Raw genomic sequence first — 19,392 nt, 5'->3', positions numbered from 1 at the left:
TTGAGTACAGTAAAAGAGCTTTTGAGTGAGATAACTCGTAAGCTAGACCCACATATACCAAGAGCTTCCCGTGAAGCTCAACTTTTTTTAATGCATCATTTAGCTGTAGATGAATTATGGCTTCTGACAAATCAAAATACTACAGTTGAAAATACGGATAAACTTTTTGAAATGGTTCAACGCAGAAGTAAAAATGAACCTTTTGAATATATTACAAATAAGGTCAGTTTTTATTCAGAAGAGTTTTATATAGCTGAGGGTGCGTTAATACCAAGACCGGAAACGGAACTTCTGATAGATGATATACTTAAACATTTTCCAAATAGAGATGCAGATATACAGTTTGCAGAAGTTGGAGTCGGAAGTGGTATTATCTCTATTATGCTTGCACTTCATTACAAAAATGCAAAATTCATAGCAGTAGATATATCTCCAGATGCACTTAAAATTGCCAAAAAAAATATAGAAAAATTTGGACTTGAAGATAGAATAGAGCTAAGAGAGGGTTCGTTGTTAGAGCCTGTAAAGGAAAAAATAGATTATTTAGTATCAAATCCTCCATATATAGAAGATGGTATAAAACTCGAATCTAATCTTGATTATGAGCCTCAAAATGCCTTGTATGGAGGAAAAGTGGGGGATGAAATCATAAAAGAGTTACTTGATGAAGTCTTAAGAAGAGATATTAAGTTTTTTTCTTGTGAGATGGGTTATGACCAAAAGGATAGAATTTCATATTATTTAAAAGAAAAAGAGTTTAAAACCTTAACTTTTTACAAAGATTATTCAGAGTTCGATAGAGGTTTTACGCTTATACTATAGGTATGATATGAGAAGAAATATTTATTTGGATTTTAGTTATTTGTTAGTTTTATCGGCTACTTTAGGTGGCGTTTTAGTTCTTGGAACTTTAGTCGCCCCCGTAGTATTTCATAACTCTTCTTTGGGAATGGAAGTTTTTGTAGATAAGCACAATGCAGGAATTATGATGGCTGAAATTTTTCATCGTTTTTCTTACTGGCTTTATTTTGTATCTTTTTATGTACTTGCTTATGAGTTGTATATGTACAAAATAGGGCAGAGAGATACTTATGTATTTGTAGGTGCTACGCTTGTTTCATTTAGCGCTTTAATGTTTTCGGCAGTTTATGCTCCTAAAATTTTGAGTATGCAGAGTTTGGGTCGTGAAGCTACGCAAAGTGATACTTTCTTGTCTGTTCACATGGCAAGTGAGATAGATTTTAAAATACTTGCAGTGGGTCTTCTTCTTTTGTTTATAAGACGCTTAATGCTTATGCGTACAAGATAAATATATTTAACAAACATTTAATACTAGTTTGATAAAATAAACCCCTTATTTTAAAGGGTAATTTTTGTTAAATAAAAAAGCAAAATTAAGTATATATACGTTTGTATTTTTGATTATGGCTTTAGTAGTTGAGTATCTTTATTTAGATAAAACTAAGGCTGTCTCAAAATCTCAAATAGAAGCTAAAAAAGAGTTTGTTTCTCTATTGGGCCTACCGGATTTGGCAATATCCACAGAAGCTACGTTTATCAGACATAGAAGTCTTTCTTCAACATTTGAAATATACAAAGATGACGGTATTTTACGTGAGTACTTTCCGTCTAGCTTTATCATAATGAACGCAAAAAACGGAAATATTAAATGAATAGATATATAAACCTTTATCTCCTTGAGTATTCAATAAACTCCTTATTACGTCAAAAATATAAAAATATTTTTATAACTACGATACTTACTTTTTTGATTTTTATTTTATCGAGTATGTTTTTCATAACATCATCCATAAAAAATGAACTCCAATACAGTGTTGAATCACTTCCTGAGATTACGGTTCAAAAACTTATATCTGGAAAACACTATGATATTGAAGTAAGCAGAGTTGATGAAATACTCTCAATAACCGGTGTAAACGATGTAACGGCAAGGGTATGGGGGTATTACTACTTTGTAAATGCAGGTGTTAACTTTACCCTTGTGGGAATCGAGCAGTTTGAGAAGCAGTATAAAAATTCACTTCAAAATCTGGTAGATGCTACAAAAAATTTCGATGAATCTAATGCATATGTAGGACAGGGTGTTAAAGAGATAATGAGTAAAAACTACTTTAAAGAGTATTTTAATTTTATACTTCCTGATGGTTCACTAAAAAAGATAGACATTGGCGGTACATTTAAATCAGATACTAACTTGGAATCAAATGACGTAATAGTGCTCTCAAAAGAAAATATGCGTAGCATCTACGGTATGAGCGATGAATATGCAACGGATATAGTGGTGAAAGTTGCAAATCCTGATGAAGTAGTTACCGTAGCTGCTAAGATAAAACTTTTATATCCCGATACCAGAGTTATTACAAAAAATGACTTAAAAGTATCGTATCAAAACATTTTTGATTATAAAAGCGGAGTATTTTTAGCTCTTTTTATCGTAAGTCTTTTTACTTTTTTTATAATAGTGTTTGATAAATCAAGCGGACTCAGTTCAAGCGAGAGAAAAGAGATAGGCGTTCTTAAAGCAATAGGATGGAGCTTGGATGATGTCCTTAAAGAGAAGTTTTACGAGGGTGCACTTATCTCAATATTTGCTTATCTTTTGGGAATATTTTTAGCACTTGGTTTTGTTTACGGACTGGGAGCTCCTCTTTTAAGAGACATATTTAGCGGTTACAGCGAGTTAAAGGTGGCATTTGAATTGCCTTTTGTTTTCGATATACAGACAATGGTGCTAGTATTTTTCCTAAGTGTACCTATATACATAGCATCTATCATAATACCGTCTTGGCGTGTAGCTACTATGGATGCAGACGAGGTGATGAGATGATAGAGTTTAAAAATATTAACAAAAGCTATAAACTTGGAAAAAACAATGTAGTAACTGCTTTAAAAGATATAAATATAGATATAAAAGAGGGTAGTTTGGTTGTACTAAAAGGTGCAAGCGGTAGCGGTAAAAGTAGCATACTCTCACTTGTATCGGCTATATCCAAGCCTACTAGCGGTGAAGTTATAGTAGATAATAAACAGATATCAAAACTCACGGACAGGTTTGCATCTGAGTATAGACTAAACAACATCGGTATAGTTTTTCAAAAGTATAATCTAGTTGAAGATATATCGGTTGAACAAAATGTAATCTTACCTTTGATTCCTAAAAACATGAACTCGGATTTAGTTGAGAACAAGGTAGATGCAGCCCTGGAGATGTTTGATATAAAACATTATAAACACACGACCGTTAAAAACCTCTCAGGAGGTGAACAACAACGCGTGGCAATCGCGAGAGCTTATATAAACTCTCCTAAAATTATAATAGCGGATGAGCCTACGGCAAATCTGGATGAAAAACTCTCACTTAATTTTATAAATATCATAAAAGATTTAAAAGAAAAAAATAAGACAATCATAATAGCTACACACGATCCTTTGTTTTTTGATTTGGATATTGTAGATAAATATATTGAGATGAAAAACGGGTCTATTGTATGATACTCTCACCTGAGATATTAACCATATATATACTGGATTTTTTATTTTTTGTATTTGGTTTGATTGCATTGTATCTTAGTGTAAAAATATACCTAAAATACGATAAGAACTCATCCGATCCATTACAGTATTCGCTAGAGCGTCAAAGCTATCTTGCGACTACTATAATTAAATATATATTTATAGTTAAAGTTCCTCTTTTTTTATTTTTTATATTTACACTCGATAAACTCTCAAACGTATTAAGCGGTGCTATGTGTGGAGCAGGAGTGCTGGACGCAACTGATTATGGAACGATGCTTATTACCCTTAAAGTGTTAAATATATATCTTTTTGCTTTCTGGCTTGTTTTAAACACGGAAGATGTAAAAAATGAAAAGCAACCGTATATTAAGATGAAATTTGCACTTTTTATAGTGTTGTTTGCTTTGTTTTTATCTGAGATACTAATAGAATTTTATACATTTTACAATTTTGAGATAGATAAGCTGGTATCGTGTTGTGGGACACTTTACTCATCTACATCGGACTCTATAGTATCTAGTTTATTCTCAATCGATAATAATATTTTAGTAAGTGTATTTTATGCCAATTTTGCTTTAATAACTTTTGCATATGTATTTAAATCTAAGTATGTTTATGCAATCTCAAACTTAATCTTTATTATAGTTTCGATAATCTCCATGATTATGTTCTTTGGGACTTATATATATGAACTCCCTAGCCATCACTGCCCGTTTTGTTATTTGCAGAGTGATTATTACTATGTCGGTTATCTAATTTATGCACTTTTATTTATAGGTACATTTAACGGTCTTATAGTTCTTTTTAAAGATAAATTTTTTAAACTTTCATTTATATCAAACTTGTTGTTTGTACTTTTGGTAAGTGGATATGTTGTAGTTTACTATTTGAAAAATGGTGTGTTTTTGTAAGGGGAGAGAGGAAGCTTGGATAGACTTCCTCTGGAAGTATTATTGACTTTATTTTTGAAGTACCCATCTCTCTCTTTCAACTACGGTGAACATTTTTCCAAAGAAAATTGTTCCCTTCGTTGGAGAGAAGGGCAAGGCTAATCTTGCTGTCTTCTCATATATGAAGGCACATCTAAGTGGCTCTCATCCATATCACCGCCGACAACTAAACGCGGGCGTGATTTAGCTATAGGAGCAGGAGTCTCACTTACAAAGTCTTCATTGTTAGTAAGTTTTTCCTCTTTTTGCTCAAATCCTGTAGCTACTATAGTGATTTTTACATAGTTTTCATTAAGAGACTCATCTGTAGATGTACCGAAGATGATGTCGGCATCTTCGTGTGCAGACTCATTTACAACTTCCATAGCAGAGTAAATTTCCATAGTCGGAAAATCAGGATGCATAGAGAAGTGAACAAGAACACCCATAGCACCGTTGATGCTCATATTATCAAGCAGCGGAGATTCAATAGCCGATTTTATAGCTTCATATGCCGCATTGTCACCTTCATGTTCACCTACACCCATAAGAGCCATACCTTTATGGTTCATTACGGTTTTTAAGTCGGCAAAGTCAAGGTTGATATCATTAGACCCGCTAGATAAAATAACACCGCTTGTTCCGCTTACAGCTTGAGCAAGTACACTGTCAACAATTTTAAAACTGTCTTTAAGTCCCAGTTTTCTATCTATGATAGATAAAAGTTTATCGTTTGGAATTACAACTATAGAGTCACTTTCACGCTTTAATTCTTCAAGACCGCTTTCAGCAAGTTTTTGTCTTTTTTTACCCTCAAACATAAAAGGTTTTGTAACTACACTGATTGTAAGTGCACCTACATCTTTAGCAATCTGTGCCACAACAGGCGCTGCACCGGTACCTGTTCCACCGCCAAGACCTGCAGAGATAAATACTATGTCGGCTCCATCAAGAGCTGCACGAATCTCATCATAACTCTCTAGTGCACTCTCTTTACCTATCTCGGGTTTCATTCCAGCCCCTAGACCTTTAGTAAGTTTAGCACCGATTTGAATCTTTGTTGACTGGCTGTTTTGTAGAACTTGGGCATCAGTATTTACACTAATCATTTCAATGCCTGTAATTCCTTCGTTTAACATATGCCCAATCATATTTCCGCCGCCGCCGCCGACACCGACAGCTATGATTCTTGCACCGTTTAATCCTTGAACTTCTTCAACTACAAATGCATCACTCATACTTACTCTCCTTTAAAATAACTGGGTAGCCCAGTTCCAAAATTTATTAAATGATGAAGCTTCATCACTTTTTTTCTCTTTCTTATCAGGAAGAGAAACTAGCGTTTCTTTTACGTCTTCCTCCGCTATTGGGGCTACAGGTATTTCAGAATTTTCTTTGAAATTCACACTCACACTCTCAAGAGGTGTTTCGTTTGAATGTCTTACATGCTTATTTACATCTATTTCATAAGGTGTATAGTTCTTTGCAGCATACATTACCAATCCTACAGCACTAGCAAATTCCGGTCCTCTTATATCGTCAAATAGACCTTCCATCTCTTTTGGGCGAGCCAGTCTTACCGGACCACTGTCAAATGTAGCTACGGCAAGTTCACGGATGCCTTCCATTTTTGAAAGCCCTCCCGTTAGAACTATACCGGCACCAAGCTGATCTTTTAAGCCGCTGTTTTCAATAAACTGAGCCAAAATCATAAGTGTCTCTTCAACTCTAGCGTAAATTACGTTATGTACAACTTCAAGAGATACTTCATGAGTCGTTTTTTCATCACCAATCATCGGTAATTCTATTAAGTCGTTACTAGGAGTTAGGAGTGAACCGTAATCAATCTTTACACTCTCAGCTACGCTAAGAGGAGTATGAAGTGCCATAGATAAGTCATTTGTTACATGGTTGCTTCCTACGCCTAAAAATTCGTTATGTCTTATAGAACTACCTGAATGTATAGTTATGTTTGAAGTATTACCGCCTATATCAATTACAGCTACACCAAGCTCTTTTTCATCATCGTTAATTGTCGATATCGAAGATGCATATCCGCTAAGAATTATATTTTCAACTTCTATTCCCGCACCGCTAACTGCTTTTTTAAGATTGTTAAGATTTGCTTTTTGTGTAGTGATGATATGAGTTTCAACCTCTAAGCGAGCTGCATTCATTCCCAGTGGGTCTTCTATATAATCTTGGTCATCTACTTTAAAGTTATAAGGCAGTGCATGAAGTACTTCATACTCGTTTGGTATGTTGGCATTATACAATGATGTCTGCATAACACGCTCAATTTCGTTAAAGCTTATCTCTTTATTTTGGATATTTACGATACCTGAAGAGTTAAGACTTTTTGTATAAGAACCTGAAATAGATACTATTGCACTTTTAACATCGGTTGCAGCTACGCGTTTTGCATCGTCAACGGCTTGTTTTATAGACTTTGAGGCTAGTTCGATGTTGGTTATTGTTCCACGTTTAAGACCTTGTGCCTTGGTAATTCCTGCACCGATAGCTGCACAAGAGTTGTCATCGTCTATTCTTGCAATAATTGCACATATTTTTGTAGACCCAATATCTATGGCTAGTACGGTTCTTGCCAAACTACAGTCCTTCTATAAAAATTTCTGTTTTATACTTGCTTTGTAAATTGTTAATTAAACCTTCGCTAAACATCGAACTTTTCAACTTTGCAAGTGTATCGCTTTGTTGAGATTTATTAAGCATCTTTTGTTCCAAAATGTTATAAAGAACAATCTTTCCATTACCTATATCGACAAATCCTCTTTTTTCTTGTTTAGTAAAAAGTTTAGAAAGAAAATCTTTTGCTTCATCAGGGTGTAGTTTTGTTAATTCTAAGGCATCTGCTTGCGTTACAAATTTTGTAGTAGTACCTTTAAATGTAGCATAAGAGTTGTTTGCCAATTCTTGAAGTTTCATTCTTTTTTGTTCTTGAACGTAAAGAGACTTTACTTCTTCTTTAGCATCTTCGTAAGATTTTGGAGTAGCTTGGTTTACTTTTACAAGTTCAACCGTATAAAAAATTCCGTCTATTTCAACAGGTTTCATGAAAGGTGCTGCAAGTGTTAAATTAGATATTTTTTCTAAAGTATCGGCATCAAAAGGATTAGTTGTTTTACTAATAGTAGTTTTAGTAGTTTTTACTTCAGTTGATAATTTTGATTTTTTAAAGTCAATATATGTTCTTAAAGCGTCTTTTTTGCTTGTATTTGCATCGTGCTTTATATAGTTTATATCATAGCTTACTTCATTCATAAAGTTTTGTTTCATACCTTCCCAGTAAGGTTTTAACATTTTATCGGAAGTATCTATACTGATTTGTTCATCACTTAAAACTTTATAGTCTATTTTATCTGCGATGCTAAGTATAGTAGAGAGAATTTTATTTTCATTTTCATTAGTTTTAACAGGAAGTAGAATTAAAACTTTTTGGATTAATAGCTGTTTTTTTACATCTTTTTCATAATCTTTCATAGTAAGATTATTTCTTGATAGCATGGTTTTATAAACCTCTTTTGAAAACACTCCGTCTTTAAAGAAAAATTCTTGAGACTTAATTTCATCTAGTAACTCTTCATCATTAACGCTAAGATCATAATCAGATGCTAAATTTAAAATTAATGACTGGTCGATTAACTGTTGAAGTGCTTGTTTTTGAAGACCAAAACTTTTTGCTTTTTCTTCATCAAAGTTTCCTTGGAACATTTTGTTATACTGGTTATATAGTCTTGAATAAGCTTTTTGTAAATCACCCATACTTACTTCAATTTCCCCGACTTTCGCTACGGCTCCTGCTTTATCGCCGTAAGAATACTGTCCCCAACCTACAAATCCTGCACCAACAAAAGCTATTGTTGATATCCAAATAGTAATAATAAGGTATTTTTTATGTCTTTGCATCCACGTAATCATCTATGTATAAACCTTGTATATAATTTTTGTGTATTTTATGTAAATTAGGCTTTAAGCTTCATAAAGTGTAGTTTTTTTACTTTAAATGAATATTATATATTATTTTTTTAAGTGGGATATAACATGAATTAGTATAATGTTTTTCAATAGCTATACTGTAAGGATATGTTATGAATCGTATTGAAAAGTATGCCCATTTAGATATTGAACTTCCGGAACTACCGGAAGTATTGTTAAACACTATACAATCAGAAATATTAGAGATAATGTGTGTGGATAAAAATTGCGATAAATTTAAAAAAGTATGTCTTGAATATCCAGTTTTAAAAGATGCAGTTTATGTTGTTTTTTCAAATTACGTAAAAAAAAGTGATCATAAATACGAGAAGTTTATTTTTTTAGGAGAAAAAGGAAATGAACTTTGCGATTTAAGCGGTAGAGATTTTGAACTTTACGGACTGCTTAAATGTGTAAGTATCCCACATACACAAGAATACTGCGATTTTAAAAAATATTCATAGATATAATATTTAGCTTTAATAAATTTATATTTAAAGAGTAGTTGTTATAATTGCCCGATGAAAAATGAAGAACTAAAAAATAGAGACTTGGATGTCTTGTGGCATCCGTGTTCTCAGATGAAAGATTATGAAAGTTTGCCCCTTACTCCTGTAAAAAGCGGTAAAGGCGTATGGCTTGAAGATTTTGAAGGCAATAAGTTTATTGACGGCATCAGTTCTTGGTGGGTTAATATTTTTGGACACTCAAACGATTATATAAATCAAAAAATAAAAGAGCAATTAGATACCTTAGAACACGTTATAATAGCCGGTTTTACACATGAACCTATCATAAAACTTTCTGAACGCTTGGTAAAAATAACACCTAATGGTTTAGATAAATGTTTTTATGCAGATAATGGCTCGTCTGCCGTTGAAGTAGCACTTAAGATGAGTTTTCATGCACATAAAAATGACGGCAAAAATAAGCCTATATTCGTATCTCTTACAAATTCTTACCACGGTGAGACTATAGGTGCTTTAAGTGTAGGTGATGTAGAACTTTACAAAGATACATACGAGCCTTTGCTTATAAAAAGTATGCAAACACCTACACCAAAAGATATGAGTATAGATGCAGCCAAGGTTGCCGCAAAAGAGTTTGAAAATTTATGTAGAGAAAAATCAAACGAGATAAGTGCAATAATCCTTGAACCTCTTATTCAAGGGGCAGGGTATATGCATATGTATCATCCACATTTTTTAGAACTTGTGCGTGACATATGTAACAGATACGATGTGCATCTAATAGCCGATGAAGTGATGGTGGGTTTTGGAAGAACTGGTAAACTTTTTGCATGTGAATACGCAGATATAACACCTGATTTTTTAGTGCTCTCAAAAGGTATAACGGGCGGTTATTTACCTCTATCGGTTGTACTTACTTCAAATGATGTTTATGCAAAATTTTATTGTGATTATTTAGAGTATAAAGCTTTTTTGCATTCGCATTCATATACGGGAAATGCACTAGCTTGTGCTGCTGCAAATGCTACACTTGATATTTTTGAGAATGAAAATGTTATAAAAGAGAATGAGAAAAAATCTGCGTATATGTTAGAGAAGTTAAAAGAGTTTGAAAAGCTTGAAAACGTTTTGGAAATCAGACAAACGGGAATGGTCAGCGTAGTTGAACTTAAAGGTTATTCATCTGAACAGAGAATAGGACTAAAGGTGCATCAGTATTGTTTAGAACGCGGTGTTTTAATCCGTCCACTGGGTCACGTTGTATATTTTATGCCGCCGTATATCATCTCTTATGAAGAGATTGACAAGATGATGGATACAACATTAGAAGCCATAAATAATTTACGGTAAAACTTTAGAGAATAAGTCTGTCGTATAAAGACACGACTTATTCTTTATTTTTAGTTAAGACAGAAATATTTCCTATCCCCTCAGTAGAAAAAATATCTAAGATATCTACAAAGCATCTATGTGGTGATTCTTTATCCGCCCCAACTTGAAAAATAGAATTTTTATTTGATTTATAAATAGAGTTTAATTCTTTTGCCAATTCCTCTTTTTGTACAGCTTTTTTATCTATAAAATATTTACAATCTTTTGTAATATTTACAATATGAGTTATATTTTTTTTGTAAACTACTTTTTTAGAACTAGATACGGGTATATTTAAATCAATCATCTTTAACTGTAAAAATGTCGTAGTAGTTATAAAAAAAATCAGTAAAATAAGGAGTAAATCTATAAGATTAACGGGTGCTATATCAAGATTTACCGATGGTCTTTTTGAGTTTCTACGCATCTTTAACTAACTTATAAAGTTTCTCTTCAAATTTTGAAACATTTTTCATACTGATATACTCAAATGTTTTGTATAAAATCATAGAACCAACGGCAACGATAAGTCCCGACATAGTATCGACGATAACCTCTTTAATACCACCTGCGATTATAGAAGGATCACTTAGACTGATATCCGCTACGCCTTCAAAAACATGCCATACACCTATAAATGTACCGATTAATCCAAGCATAGGACTAAGAACCGCTATAACGCCTATTATAGATACATATTTCATCATATATTGTTCATATAAATCAAGTTTAACGCCTATGTAAGAGTTTAAAAATGAGCTTGAATCATGTGGATAGTCTTTAATGTCCTGCAGTGTTTTTTTTACCATACCATCATCAAGATTTTCGAGCTCATTTAAACTTGTCAGTTCATCTAATTGTTTATTGTGTTTATAGTATAAAATATAGTGATAAACTTTTTCAAGAGACATTAAAATGACTATGGAAAAAGCTATAATTAGGGTTTTTACAACCCAATCGTGTTCAGTCCAAATTTCTAGTATACTCATCTGTTTTTCCTATTTTAATTTAAAATTAATTGTAATAATTATTTTTATCGGAGATTCCAATTCTTTTGGCGGTGGTTCAAAAGTTAAATTATTAAACATTGTTTCTACGGCTTTATTAAGCGTATTGTATCTTGATGGTTGTATTATTTCAAGTGCATCTGCACTGCCGTCAAAGTTTACTAAAAAGCTTATTTTAACATCATCTTGATGCTTAAAACGTCTTGCTTTTCTAGGGTATATTTTGTTTTGTTCGATAACCGAACGAATATAAGTATAATATGTCTGTTTAATCTCCGGCGTGTTATCTACTAAAGGTGCGGTAATCTCTTCTTCAATTTGAGGTAGAAGTTCTTCTTTTTCAAATACTTCTTTTACGGGTTTGGGTTCTATCTTTTTTATAGGTTCGGGTTTAGGTTCTAAAGTAGGTTTAGGAATAGGCTTTGGTTGTGGTTTTGGTTTTATTTTAGGCTTAATCTTAGGCTTTTTTTTAGGTTTTGGTCTAGGCTTGGGCTTCGATTTTGGTTTTGGCTTTGGCTTTGCTTGGTTTACTAAAGTTATTTTTACGGAATTGCTAGTTAATTTTGTTTTTTCTATATTTGTTTTTTGAGGTAGTTTGAACGGTGTTATTATCAAAAGTGAGATAATAATAAAATATATAACCAGCCTAATCAAAACGGTAATCTTTACTTGCCTCATCTAACATTAAAAGTCTGCAGCTTTTTTCCAATATAGCTAATTTTTTAGCCATTTCGTGAATATCTCTATTATAAGAATAAACACCGTAACCGCTAACAACCATAATATTAGTTTTATTTTTTTGAAAGTAGTGTGTAATGGTACTTTGCGCACGATCATACCAGTCATCAAAGTTACCCGGTTTAACAATCTCTATAGAGCCAATATCTCTATGTCCGAAATAATCTTTAGGCGTTATAACGTTGTGTTCTAATGAATACGCAGTCGTAAAAGGCGGCATTGAAAAAGATATGAATTTTGCATCCGATATTTGAGAGTAGATGCTGTGATGAATAGTCGAGTCTATACTCGCTTGGTTCCATCGATAGTCTCTTTTAAAATAAAGCTCTATTAAAGAAGAATCATCTATAGCATCAAAAACAGCCTCTTTTGTATTTATAATAAAACGGTTTGATTCGACTTTGGCAGATAATGAGCCATGGTATATTCCAAAGAAATCTTTTCTAAACATGGATAGTGCTAAGCTTGATAAAGTATCTTTTATATGTTTTCTATTCATGTTTAATCCTTTTATTTCTTTACTTAAACCAACTCTTCATTTTATCTATTGCAGAATCAAGCACACTTTCATGTGGTTTTGATTCTATTCCAAAAGATTCTTGAAGTTCTGCAATAAGCTCTTTTTGTTTGGAATCTAAACTTTTTGGATATGTAATATTGATTTGTGCAATCAAGTGACCTTTCCCATGACCGTGCACGTCTTCAATACCTTCACCACGGAAAGTAAACTGTTGTTTATCTCTTGTTCCGGTTTCAAGTTTGAGCTCTAGCTCACCCGTAAGTGATGGAATCGTAATAGTTTCACCAGTAATTGCCTGAGTAAAAAATACGGGAATCTCTATGTATATATTATTTCCGTCTCTTACAAAGTGTTTATCAGGTTTAACCTCGAATGTAACATATAAATCACCGCGGTTTCCACGTTTACCTATGTTACCTTTACCTGAAACTCTTAAACGGTTACCGTCGTCTATACCTTTTGGAACTTTTAGTGTAACACTACCTCTTTTTTCTTCATACCCGCTTCCTTTACAACTTGGACACGGCTCACTTGGTGCACTTCCGCTACCGTTACAAGCAGGACAAGTTTGAGAAAATGTCATAAAGCCTTGTTGCATATGAACTTGACCTTGACCTCCACACTGTTTACAAGTAGATAGTTTAGCGTCTTTTGCTCCTGTTCCTTTACAAGGTTTACAGGCATCTTTATAGTTAAACGTAACCTCTTTTTCACATCCAAAAACGGCTTCATGAAAAGATAGAGACATATTTATGTTCATATCGAGTTGATATTTATCCATATCGGCAGGGTTTTGGCGTCTGCGTGAACTTCTCCCTCCAAAACCGTTAAACATCTCTTCAAAGATTGAACCAAGATCATCAAAACCACCCATGCCGGATGAGCGACCACCGCCCATACCCTGCAAACCTTCTTTACCGTAACGGTCATAGATACTTCTTTGTTTGTCATCACTTAAACATTGGTAAGCTTCATTACAAAGTTTGAATTTATGTTCAGCTTCCTTATCACCCGGATTTTTGTCGGGATGATATTCTTTTGCTAGTTTTCTGTATGCTTTTTTAATCGTACTTTTATCTGCAGTTGTGCTTATTTCAAGTATTTCATAATAACTCATTTCTTCCATAAATACATCATATCCTATTTAAATTTTTCGCAATTATACCCATTTTAATTTAATCTTTGTATAATCGCAATTATGAAGTATATAGTTAATTTTTTAGTAATATTATTAATATTTATAGGTTGTAGTACAAAAGAGTATGTAAAGATTCAGTCTCTACCAAAAACAAATCTTGTTTGCACGGAATTTGAGAATCTGCCAGACTGGGAAGATGAAGATTATGATCTAGCTTTGAGAGGTTTTAAAGATAGCTGTAAGAGCGGTAGAACAAAAAAAATCTATAAAGACTTGTGTAGTAAAGCCGAGAATGTTGAGGATGCAAGAGAGTTTTTTATATCTAATTTTTTACCTTTTGAGATACACACTCAAGAGGGAGAAGAAGAAGGATTGCTAACAGGATATTATGAGCCTTACTTAAGAGGATCGCTCACAAAACATGACCAATATATTTATCCTGTATATGAAACTCCAAAAGATTTAATTACGGTGGATCTTAGCTCTATTTATCCTGATTTGAAACATTATAGACTTAGAGGTCGTCTGCAAGATAACAAAATAGTGCCTTATTATACACGTAAAGAGAGTTCTAAGGATGTTATAGAAGCAGATGTGATTTGTTATGTGGATAATAAAATAGATCTCTTCTTTTTAGAAGTTCAAGGTTCCGGTCGTGTACTTTTAGATAACAATGAAACAATCTTTATAGGGTATGACAATCAAAACGGACATAAATATAAATCTATAGGTAAATATTTAGTTGACAAAGGTGAAATACCTTTAGAAAATATCTCACTTCAATCTATTCGTAAATGGTTTAGAGAAAATCCGGATAGAGTAGAGGAAGTTTTAAATTATAATGATTCTCTTGTGTTTTTTAAACAAAAAGAACAGCCTGCAACAGGTTCACTTGGACTTGAATTGACACCTAGACGCTCAATAGCCGTAGATAAAAGATATATACCCTTAGGTAGTATGCTTTATTGTTCTGCAGAACAAAATGCTACAAAGTTTTCTCATATTGTTCAGGCTCAAGACACGGGTGGGGCGATAAAAGGTGAGATACGTGCAGATATGTTCCTTGGTTTTGGAGATGATGCAAGAAGTGTAGCAGGAAGATTAAAAGCCCCGTTAAAGCTTTGGATATTTTTACCAAAAGGTGATATGTGATAGGCTCTTTAGAAAAGTTTAACCGTTTAGTAGAAGCTCTTGAAGCACTACCTACTATCGGTAAAAAATCTGCTACAAGACTTGCATACTATATGGTTATGAACGATTCATATACGGGTATTCAAATATCTCATGCAATAGAAGATGCACTTGGATCATTGAGAAAGTGTAACAATTGCGGCGGTATGAGTGAAGACGAACTTTGTTTTATATGTTGTGATGAGAGTAGGGATGAATCACTGCTTTGTATAGTTGAGAGTGCAAAGGATATCTTGCTTCTTGAAGAAAACGGACTTTTTGATGGAAAATACTTTGTGCTTGATTCATTAGAAAATCTAAGTATTGAGCATCTGGAAAAAATTGTAAAAAACGGTGTAAAAGAGATTGTATTTGCGATCACTCCGTCTATTTCTAACGATGCAGTTATTTTGTATATAGAAGATAAGCTACAAAAGTATAATATTAACTTCTCTAAAATAGCTCAGGGTGTACCCACAGGCGTTAGTTTGGAAAATATAGACATATTGTCTTTAACAAGAGCACTAGAGACAAGAGTTAAAGTTTAAAACAAGTAAGAGAAGATAAAATTCTCTAATTAAAAAACTAAGGAATATATAATGGCAAAATTTGAAGCACTATTAGAAGATGAAGATAATATTTTTGGCGGTACGCCAAAGTCAAAATACTGGGATTTTCACAACCAAGTAAGTAAAGATTTAGCTGAAGATGAGTTTGACAATATAGTTGAAAAAATAGCCGTAATGGAAGCTATATTAGCCGAGAGTAACGGTATAGAAAATATAGACAACATGATAAGAACTTATGTTTTAGAAAATTCTGCAGAAGTTGAACATATGAAAAAAAATGTATATATGGAGTTAGCTAGCAGTTTATTAGAGCGTGTTAACGACTAAGTTATTAGTTCCAAAAAACTTTAGAGTTTTTAGGAATTTTAACTTTTGATATTTGAATACTTTTCTAGTGATAACGTTTAAAATGAGCCAATGAATTGCCTGCAGAGTAATTTATTGGCTCCTCTGATTTGTTAGGCTCATTTGTGCGATGTGACTTTATGTTGCTCTACCTAGAAATTTTTCCAGTAACTACATTGATATAGACTTTGTTACTCAATCTCATTCCACCACAGTAGGTAAAATAAACTCCCTTACCTCTTGTTGTGGAACGTGCCCAACCGCCTTGTTCATTAAAATTTTTGATTGTACACGTACCATTTTTAATTAGTTGTTCTGATGCGGATATAAAGCTTTCATGATATTTTTCATAATCATCAGAAGCCTCTAATGCTTTAGCAACAGGAGAATTGGATTTGATTATTTTTTTCTTTGGTTTGGTATTTGAAAGATATTTAGCATAAACCCATCTTGCAACTCTTCCATTTACTTCTTCGGAATACCCATCATAATATTCTGTAACCCTTGCCCAGCCATTTTTTGTTTCATATACATCAACCCTTTGACCTTTTAGTAAAACACTTGTTTTTTTCCCATATTTTGATGGTAACAATCTGACATTTAAGTCATCAGAAATTACATACATTGATTGTGCATAAGCAAACACACCAATGAATAGCATCGCTAGTGCAATTGTTTTTTTTAACATCTCTTCTCCTTTTGTGCCTAACGGTCAAGCCGAGCGACACTCGTGAGTAGCAGTAAAGCATACGTAGTATGCGGAGCTGATACGGTAGAGTGAGAAGAGTATTCGCTCCAGCGACTTGTTATCGGAGCCGTAAGGCGGAGGGTAACAAGAACTCGCTCGGCTTGACCGTTCATCCTCGCCATCGGCGAGGATGAACTATTTATTCAACGAACATTATATATAGATTAGCTTGAAATTAGATAAATAAATGAACACTAAAAATGTTAGTTTAAATTATACTTTTAGTGTGAAATGGCATGTTTTGACAAAAAGCGTACAAAATATTTAAAATACCGATGTACATTTAAAATATAATTGCCGTTATTTAATCATTTTGTCATTTATTTTTTAAGAGTCTTTTATGAAAAATATAGCTTTTGTAACAAGTGCTGAGACAAAAGAATGTGATATAATTTATAGTTTATCGGAATACTTTCGTTTTATAAAACACTAAAAAGAGTAAATAATGATAAGTAAAAAAAAGCAAAAAATATTAAATGCTCAGTTAAAGAAATAATTATGAAAACACTTTGTAAACTTAGCAAAGAAGACAGAAGAATTGTAATGAAGTTTGATAAAAACCCTAAGTACAAATGTAAAAAGTGTAAAATGGTAGCGAGTAAAAAAGCTATGCTTTGTAAACCTAAAAAAATTGATTAGTTTACAAAACTTTTAAAGCTCGAAGCTTTTTTTCATATATTTACGAATATCATCTTTTTTCAACTCACCATCCACAAACAACTCGTTAGCTAAAACACCTTGACCAAGTAACATATCCGAACCGTCTTTATATGTAATGTTTTTATCAGCCGCAAGTTGTAAAAAGGGTGTTAGTTTTCCGTATATTGCATCAGCTACATAAGAAGTATTATCTAGTATATTTTCAAGTATATCTTTTGGACATGGATAATTATCGTCACTTAAACCGGCACTTGTAGTATTTACGACTAAATCATACTTTTGTACTTTGAAAGTATCCCATATATATGTAGCATCTACTACAGTTTTAAACTCTTTTAGTCTGGATTCACTTCTATTTAAGACACTTACATATATGTTCTCTTGTTTAAATCTTGAAGTAAGTGCTTTAGCCGTACCGCCTGCGCCTATAACTAAAATACTTTTTATATCCCTAAATTCACTTATAGCATATATAAAACCATCGGCATCAGTGTTATAACCTATAAGCCTACCGTTTTCATTTATAATGGTATTTACAACACCTACAGTTTTTGCGAAGCCTCTTATTTCATCACAAGCGTTATATGCTGCTTCTTTATGCGGTACTGTTATATTTGCACCGCTAAGTTTTAGATTAAAAAAAGTTTCACGAAGTTTTGAGCCGTCTTTTAGATGCACACGAGTATAACAAGCAGGATAATTAAGGTTTTTAAATACACTATTATGCATAAGAGGGGAACGCGAATGTGAAACAGGATCGCCGAAAATGGCAAATAGTTTAGACACTAGTCTAAATCCTTGAGTGAATGAACTAATGCTCCGAGTTTATTTGTTACTTCAAGATATTCAAGTTCATTTTGACTATCTGCTACAACTCCTGCTCCGGCTTGAAGAATAACTTTGTCTTCTTTAACCATTGCCGTTCTAATTGTTATGGCGGTATCCATATTTCCATCAAAACCAAAGTAACCTATACTTCCACTGTAAAAACCGCGTTTTATACCTTCATATTCGGCTATTAATTCCATGGCACGAATTTTTGGAGCACCTGTCATAGTACCTGCCGTAAAAGTTGCCATAAACAAATCAAACATATCTTTATCATCACTTATCTCTGCAACAACATCAGATACTATGTGCATAACATGGCTAAATCTCTCGATATGCATCATATCTTCTACTTTTACGGTACCCGTCTTTGCAACACGGCTTACATCGTTTCTGCCTAAGTCTATAAGCATCAGATGCTCGGCTAATTCTTTTGGATCGGCTAAAAGTTCTTCTTCTAGTTCACGGTCTCTTTGTTTAGTAGCTCCGCGTTTTCTAGTACCTGCAATAGGACGAAGTAAAAGTTCGCCTTCATTTAGTCTAACCATAACTTCTGGTGAACTTCCTACTATACTAAAATCTTCGTATTCCATTAAAAACATATAAGGAGATGGGTTTTTAGTTCTTAAAATTCGGTAAAAACTAAACGGATCTACTTTTATATTTCTTGTAAATCGATTTGTCATAAGTATCTGAAAAACATCTCCGCTTTTTATCATCTCTTTGGAGTCATCAATCATTTTGAAAAATTTCTCTTTTGAGTGTGCAAAGCTTCCTTCGTCATTACCTATATTTTTAACCATCTCTATATATTCAGATGGTGATTTTAGTTCATTTTCTATGTTTTGAAACTGTTTAGAATATTTTTCTAAGGTAGATACTAAAGTTATCTCATGGTTCTTGTGTGAATATACAATGACCAGTTTTGGTAAGATTAAGTCTAAATCTGGTGTATTTAGCTCATCTTTTAAGTTATCCATACTAGAGTGTAGTTTTGGCTCGAACACTTTTACCATATCGTAACCTATGTAACCTAAAAAACCATCAACATAACCAATTTTTAACTCAGAAGTTGCTTTCTTATATTCATCGCTATCTATATTTTTATAGTAGTTTTTTAAAAAATCAAAAGGATTTTCTTCTTTTGTATGTTTTTCCCCTTCTGCATCCGTATATACTGTTTTATCATCTATATATTGCAGTCTTTCGCGAGCCCCAATAGCTATAAAGCTATAGTTGCCTTCACTTTGACCTGCACTCTCTAAGAGACAAGTTATTTCATGTGGATATAGTGCTTTAATTTTTTCATACACCGCAATCGGTGCAAGCATATCTTGTATAAATTTTTTTGAATATATCATATTAG

General features: G+C 33.1%; 23 protein-coding genes. 12 read left to right on the top strand and 11 right to left on the bottom strand.

Annotation, left to right across the window (positions count from 1 at the left end):
• The 6 genes from prmC to FJR48_RS07095 all read left to right on the top strand — a co-directional run bounded on the left by prmC (position 1) and on the right by FJR48_RS07095 (position 4,448).
• Positions 1-822, top strand: coding sequence for a peptide chain release factor N(5)-glutamine methyltransferase (gene prmC, locus FJR48_RS07120; protein ID WP_152307458.1), 822 nt, complete (start codon positions 1-3; stop codon positions 820-822).
• A 7-nt stretch (positions 823-829) separates the two neighbouring features.
• Positions 830-1,309: a DUF4149 domain-containing protein gene (locus FJR48_RS07115; protein WP_152307457.1), complete on the top strand. Its 480-nt coding sequence runs from the start codon at positions 830-832 to the stop codon at positions 1,307-1,309.
• A gap of 64 nt (positions 1,310-1,373) precedes the next feature.
• The gene (locus tag FJR48_RS07110) at positions 1,374-1,673 is read left to right on the top strand and encodes a hypothetical protein (protein ID WP_152307456.1); all 300 of its coding nucleotides are present in this window, start codon (positions 1,374-1,376) and stop codon (positions 1,671-1,673) included.
• Positions 1,670-2,848, top strand: coding sequence for an ABC transporter permease (locus tag FJR48_RS07105; protein ID WP_152307455.1), 1,179 nt, complete (start codon positions 1,670-1,672; stop codon positions 2,846-2,848). The genes FJR48_RS07110 and FJR48_RS07105 overlap by 4 nt, the downstream gene beginning before the upstream one ends.
• Positions 2,845-3,513, top strand: a complete 669-nt coding sequence (locus FJR48_RS07100; RefSeq protein WP_152307454.1) for an ABC transporter ATP-binding protein — start codon at positions 2,845-2,847, stop codon at positions 3,511-3,513. The genes FJR48_RS07105 and FJR48_RS07100 overlap by 4 nt, the downstream gene beginning before the upstream one ends.
• Positions 3,510-4,448 carry a hypothetical protein gene (locus FJR48_RS07095; protein WP_152307453.1) on the top strand — a complete coding sequence of 313 codons (939 nt, stop codon included), beginning with the start codon at positions 3,510-3,512 and terminating at the stop codon, positions 4,446-4,448. Before FJR48_RS07100 ends, FJR48_RS07095 begins: the two co-directional genes overlap by 4 nt.
• A gap of 137 nt (positions 4,449-4,585) precedes the next feature.
• Here FJR48_RS07095 and ftsZ read toward each other — a convergent pair whose 3' ends face one another.
• From ftsZ to FJR48_RS07080, 3 genes are read right to left on the bottom strand one after another with little or no spacing between them, the layout of a single operon-like run.
• Positions 4,586-5,704, bottom strand: a complete 1,119-nt coding sequence (gene ftsZ / locus FJR48_RS07090) for a cell division protein FtsZ (RefSeq protein ID WP_152307452.1) — start codon at positions 5,702-5,704, stop codon at positions 4,586-4,588.
• 12 nt (positions 5,705-5,716) lie between these two features.
• Positions 5,717-7,075: a cell division protein FtsA gene (ftsA, locus tag FJR48_RS07085; protein ID WP_152307451.1), complete on the bottom strand. Its 1,359-nt coding sequence runs from the start codon at positions 7,073-7,075 to the stop codon at positions 5,717-5,719.
• Position 7,076: 1 nt separating this feature from the next.
• The gene (locus FJR48_RS07080; protein WP_152307450.1) at positions 7,077-8,405 is read right to left on the bottom strand and encodes a SurA N-terminal domain-containing protein; all 1,329 of its coding nucleotides are present in this window, start codon (positions 8,403-8,405) and stop codon (positions 7,077-7,079) included.
• 170 nt (positions 8,406-8,575) lie between these two features.
• On the opposite strand from FJR48_RS07080, the gene FJR48_RS07075 reads away from it, so the two are divergent.
• On the top strand, positions 8,576-8,926 hold the full coding sequence (locus FJR48_RS07075; protein ID WP_152307449.1) for a hypothetical protein: 351 nt from the start codon (positions 8,576-8,578) through the stop codon (positions 8,924-8,926).
• A gap of 57 nt (positions 8,927-8,983) precedes the next feature.
• Positions 8,984-10,282: an adenosylmethionine--8-amino-7-oxononanoate transaminase gene (locus tag FJR48_RS07070; RefSeq protein ID WP_152307448.1), complete on the top strand. Its 1,299-nt coding sequence runs from the start codon at positions 8,984-8,986 to the stop codon at positions 10,280-10,282.
• A gap of 37 nt (positions 10,283-10,319) precedes the next feature.
• Here FJR48_RS07070 and FJR48_RS07065 read toward each other — a convergent pair whose 3' ends face one another.
• Genes FJR48_RS07065 through dnaJ form a run of 5 tightly spaced genes read right to left on the bottom strand, consistent with a single transcriptional unit; the run spans position 10,320 to position 13,694 of the window.
• Positions 10,320-10,730 (bottom strand): ExbD/TolR family protein, encoded by a 411-nt coding sequence (locus FJR48_RS07065; RefSeq protein WP_152307447.1) that lies wholly within the window; start codon positions 10,728-10,730, stop codon positions 10,320-10,322.
• Positions 10,723-11,292, bottom strand: a complete 570-nt coding sequence (locus FJR48_RS07060) for a MotA/TolQ/ExbB proton channel family protein (RefSeq protein ID WP_152307446.1) — start codon at positions 11,290-11,292, stop codon at positions 10,723-10,725. The genes FJR48_RS07065 and FJR48_RS07060 overlap by 8 nt, the downstream gene beginning before the upstream one ends.
• 9 nt (positions 11,293-11,301) lie before the next feature.
• Complete coding sequence (locus tag FJR48_RS12185) at positions 11,302-11,964, bottom strand: energy transducer TonB (protein ID WP_188108559.1); 663 nt, start codon at positions 11,962-11,964, stop codon at positions 11,302-11,304.
• Positions 11,957-12,547: a class II aldolase and adducin N-terminal domain-containing protein gene (locus FJR48_RS07050; RefSeq protein WP_152307445.1), complete on the bottom strand. Its 591-nt coding sequence runs from the start codon at positions 12,545-12,547 to the stop codon at positions 11,957-11,959. The genes FJR48_RS12185 and FJR48_RS07050 overlap by 8 nt, the downstream gene beginning before the upstream one ends.
• A gap of 19 nt (positions 12,548-12,566) precedes the next feature.
• Positions 12,567-13,694, bottom strand: coding sequence for a molecular chaperone DnaJ (dnaJ, locus tag FJR48_RS07045; protein ID WP_152307444.1), 1,128 nt, complete (start codon positions 13,692-13,694; stop codon positions 12,567-12,569).
• 72 nt (positions 13,695-13,766) lie between these two features.
• Between dnaJ and mltA the strand changes: the two genes are divergently transcribed.
• From mltA to FJR48_RS07030, 3 genes are read left to right on the top strand one after another with little or no spacing between them, the layout of a single operon-like run.
• Positions 13,767-14,858: a murein transglycosylase A gene (gene mltA / locus FJR48_RS07040; RefSeq protein ID WP_152307443.1), complete on the top strand. Its 1,092-nt coding sequence runs from the start codon at positions 13,767-13,769 to the stop codon at positions 14,856-14,858.
• Positions 14,855-15,424 carry a recombination mediator RecR gene (gene recR / locus FJR48_RS07035; RefSeq protein ID WP_152307442.1) on the top strand — a complete coding sequence of 190 codons (570 nt, stop codon included), beginning with the start codon at positions 14,855-14,857 and terminating at the stop codon, positions 15,422-15,424. The genes mltA and recR overlap by 4 nt, the downstream gene beginning before the upstream one ends.
• Positions 15,425-15,475: 51 nt before the next feature.
• Positions 15,476-15,772 carry a DUF2018 family protein gene (locus FJR48_RS07030; protein WP_152307441.1) on the top strand — a complete coding sequence of 99 codons (297 nt, stop codon included), beginning with the start codon at positions 15,476-15,478 and terminating at the stop codon, positions 15,770-15,772.
• A gap of 166 nt (positions 15,773-15,938) precedes the next feature.
• On the opposite strand, the gene FJR48_RS07025 is transcribed toward FJR48_RS07030, so the two are convergent.
• Positions 15,939-16,478, bottom strand: a complete 540-nt coding sequence (locus FJR48_RS07025) for an SH3 domain-containing protein (RefSeq protein ID WP_152307440.1) — start codon at positions 16,476-16,478, stop codon at positions 15,939-15,941.
• Between the two features lie 558 nt (positions 16,479-17,036).
• Here FJR48_RS07025 and FJR48_RS12180 point away from each other — a divergent pair.
• Complete coding sequence (locus FJR48_RS12180) at positions 17,037-17,177, top strand: hypothetical protein (RefSeq protein ID WP_188108558.1); 141 nt, start codon at positions 17,037-17,039, stop codon at positions 17,175-17,177.
• Positions 17,178-17,189: 12 nt separating this feature from the next.
• Here FJR48_RS12180 and FJR48_RS07020 read toward each other — a convergent pair whose 3' ends face one another.
• Positions 17,190-17,984 carry a shikimate dehydrogenase gene (locus FJR48_RS07020; protein ID WP_152307439.1) on the bottom strand — a complete coding sequence of 265 codons (795 nt, stop codon included), beginning with the start codon at positions 17,982-17,984 and terminating at the stop codon, positions 17,190-17,192.
• The gene (locus FJR48_RS07015) at positions 17,984-19,387 is read right to left on the bottom strand and encodes an anthranilate synthase component I family protein (protein ID WP_152307438.1); all 1,404 of its coding nucleotides are present in this window, start codon (positions 19,385-19,387) and stop codon (positions 17,984-17,986) included. The genes FJR48_RS07020 and FJR48_RS07015 overlap by 1 nt, the downstream gene beginning before the upstream one ends.
• Positions 19,388-19,392: the final 5 nt, after the last annotated feature.

The organism is Sulfurimonas lithotrophica (assembly GCF_009258225.1).
Classification (GTDB): Bacteria; Campylobacterota; Campylobacteria; order Campylobacterales; family Sulfurimonadaceae; genus Sulfurimonas; species Sulfurimonas lithotrophica.
Note: the sequence above shows the minus strand (reverse complement) of the source record. Positions and strands in the feature narration are given on the sequence as shown.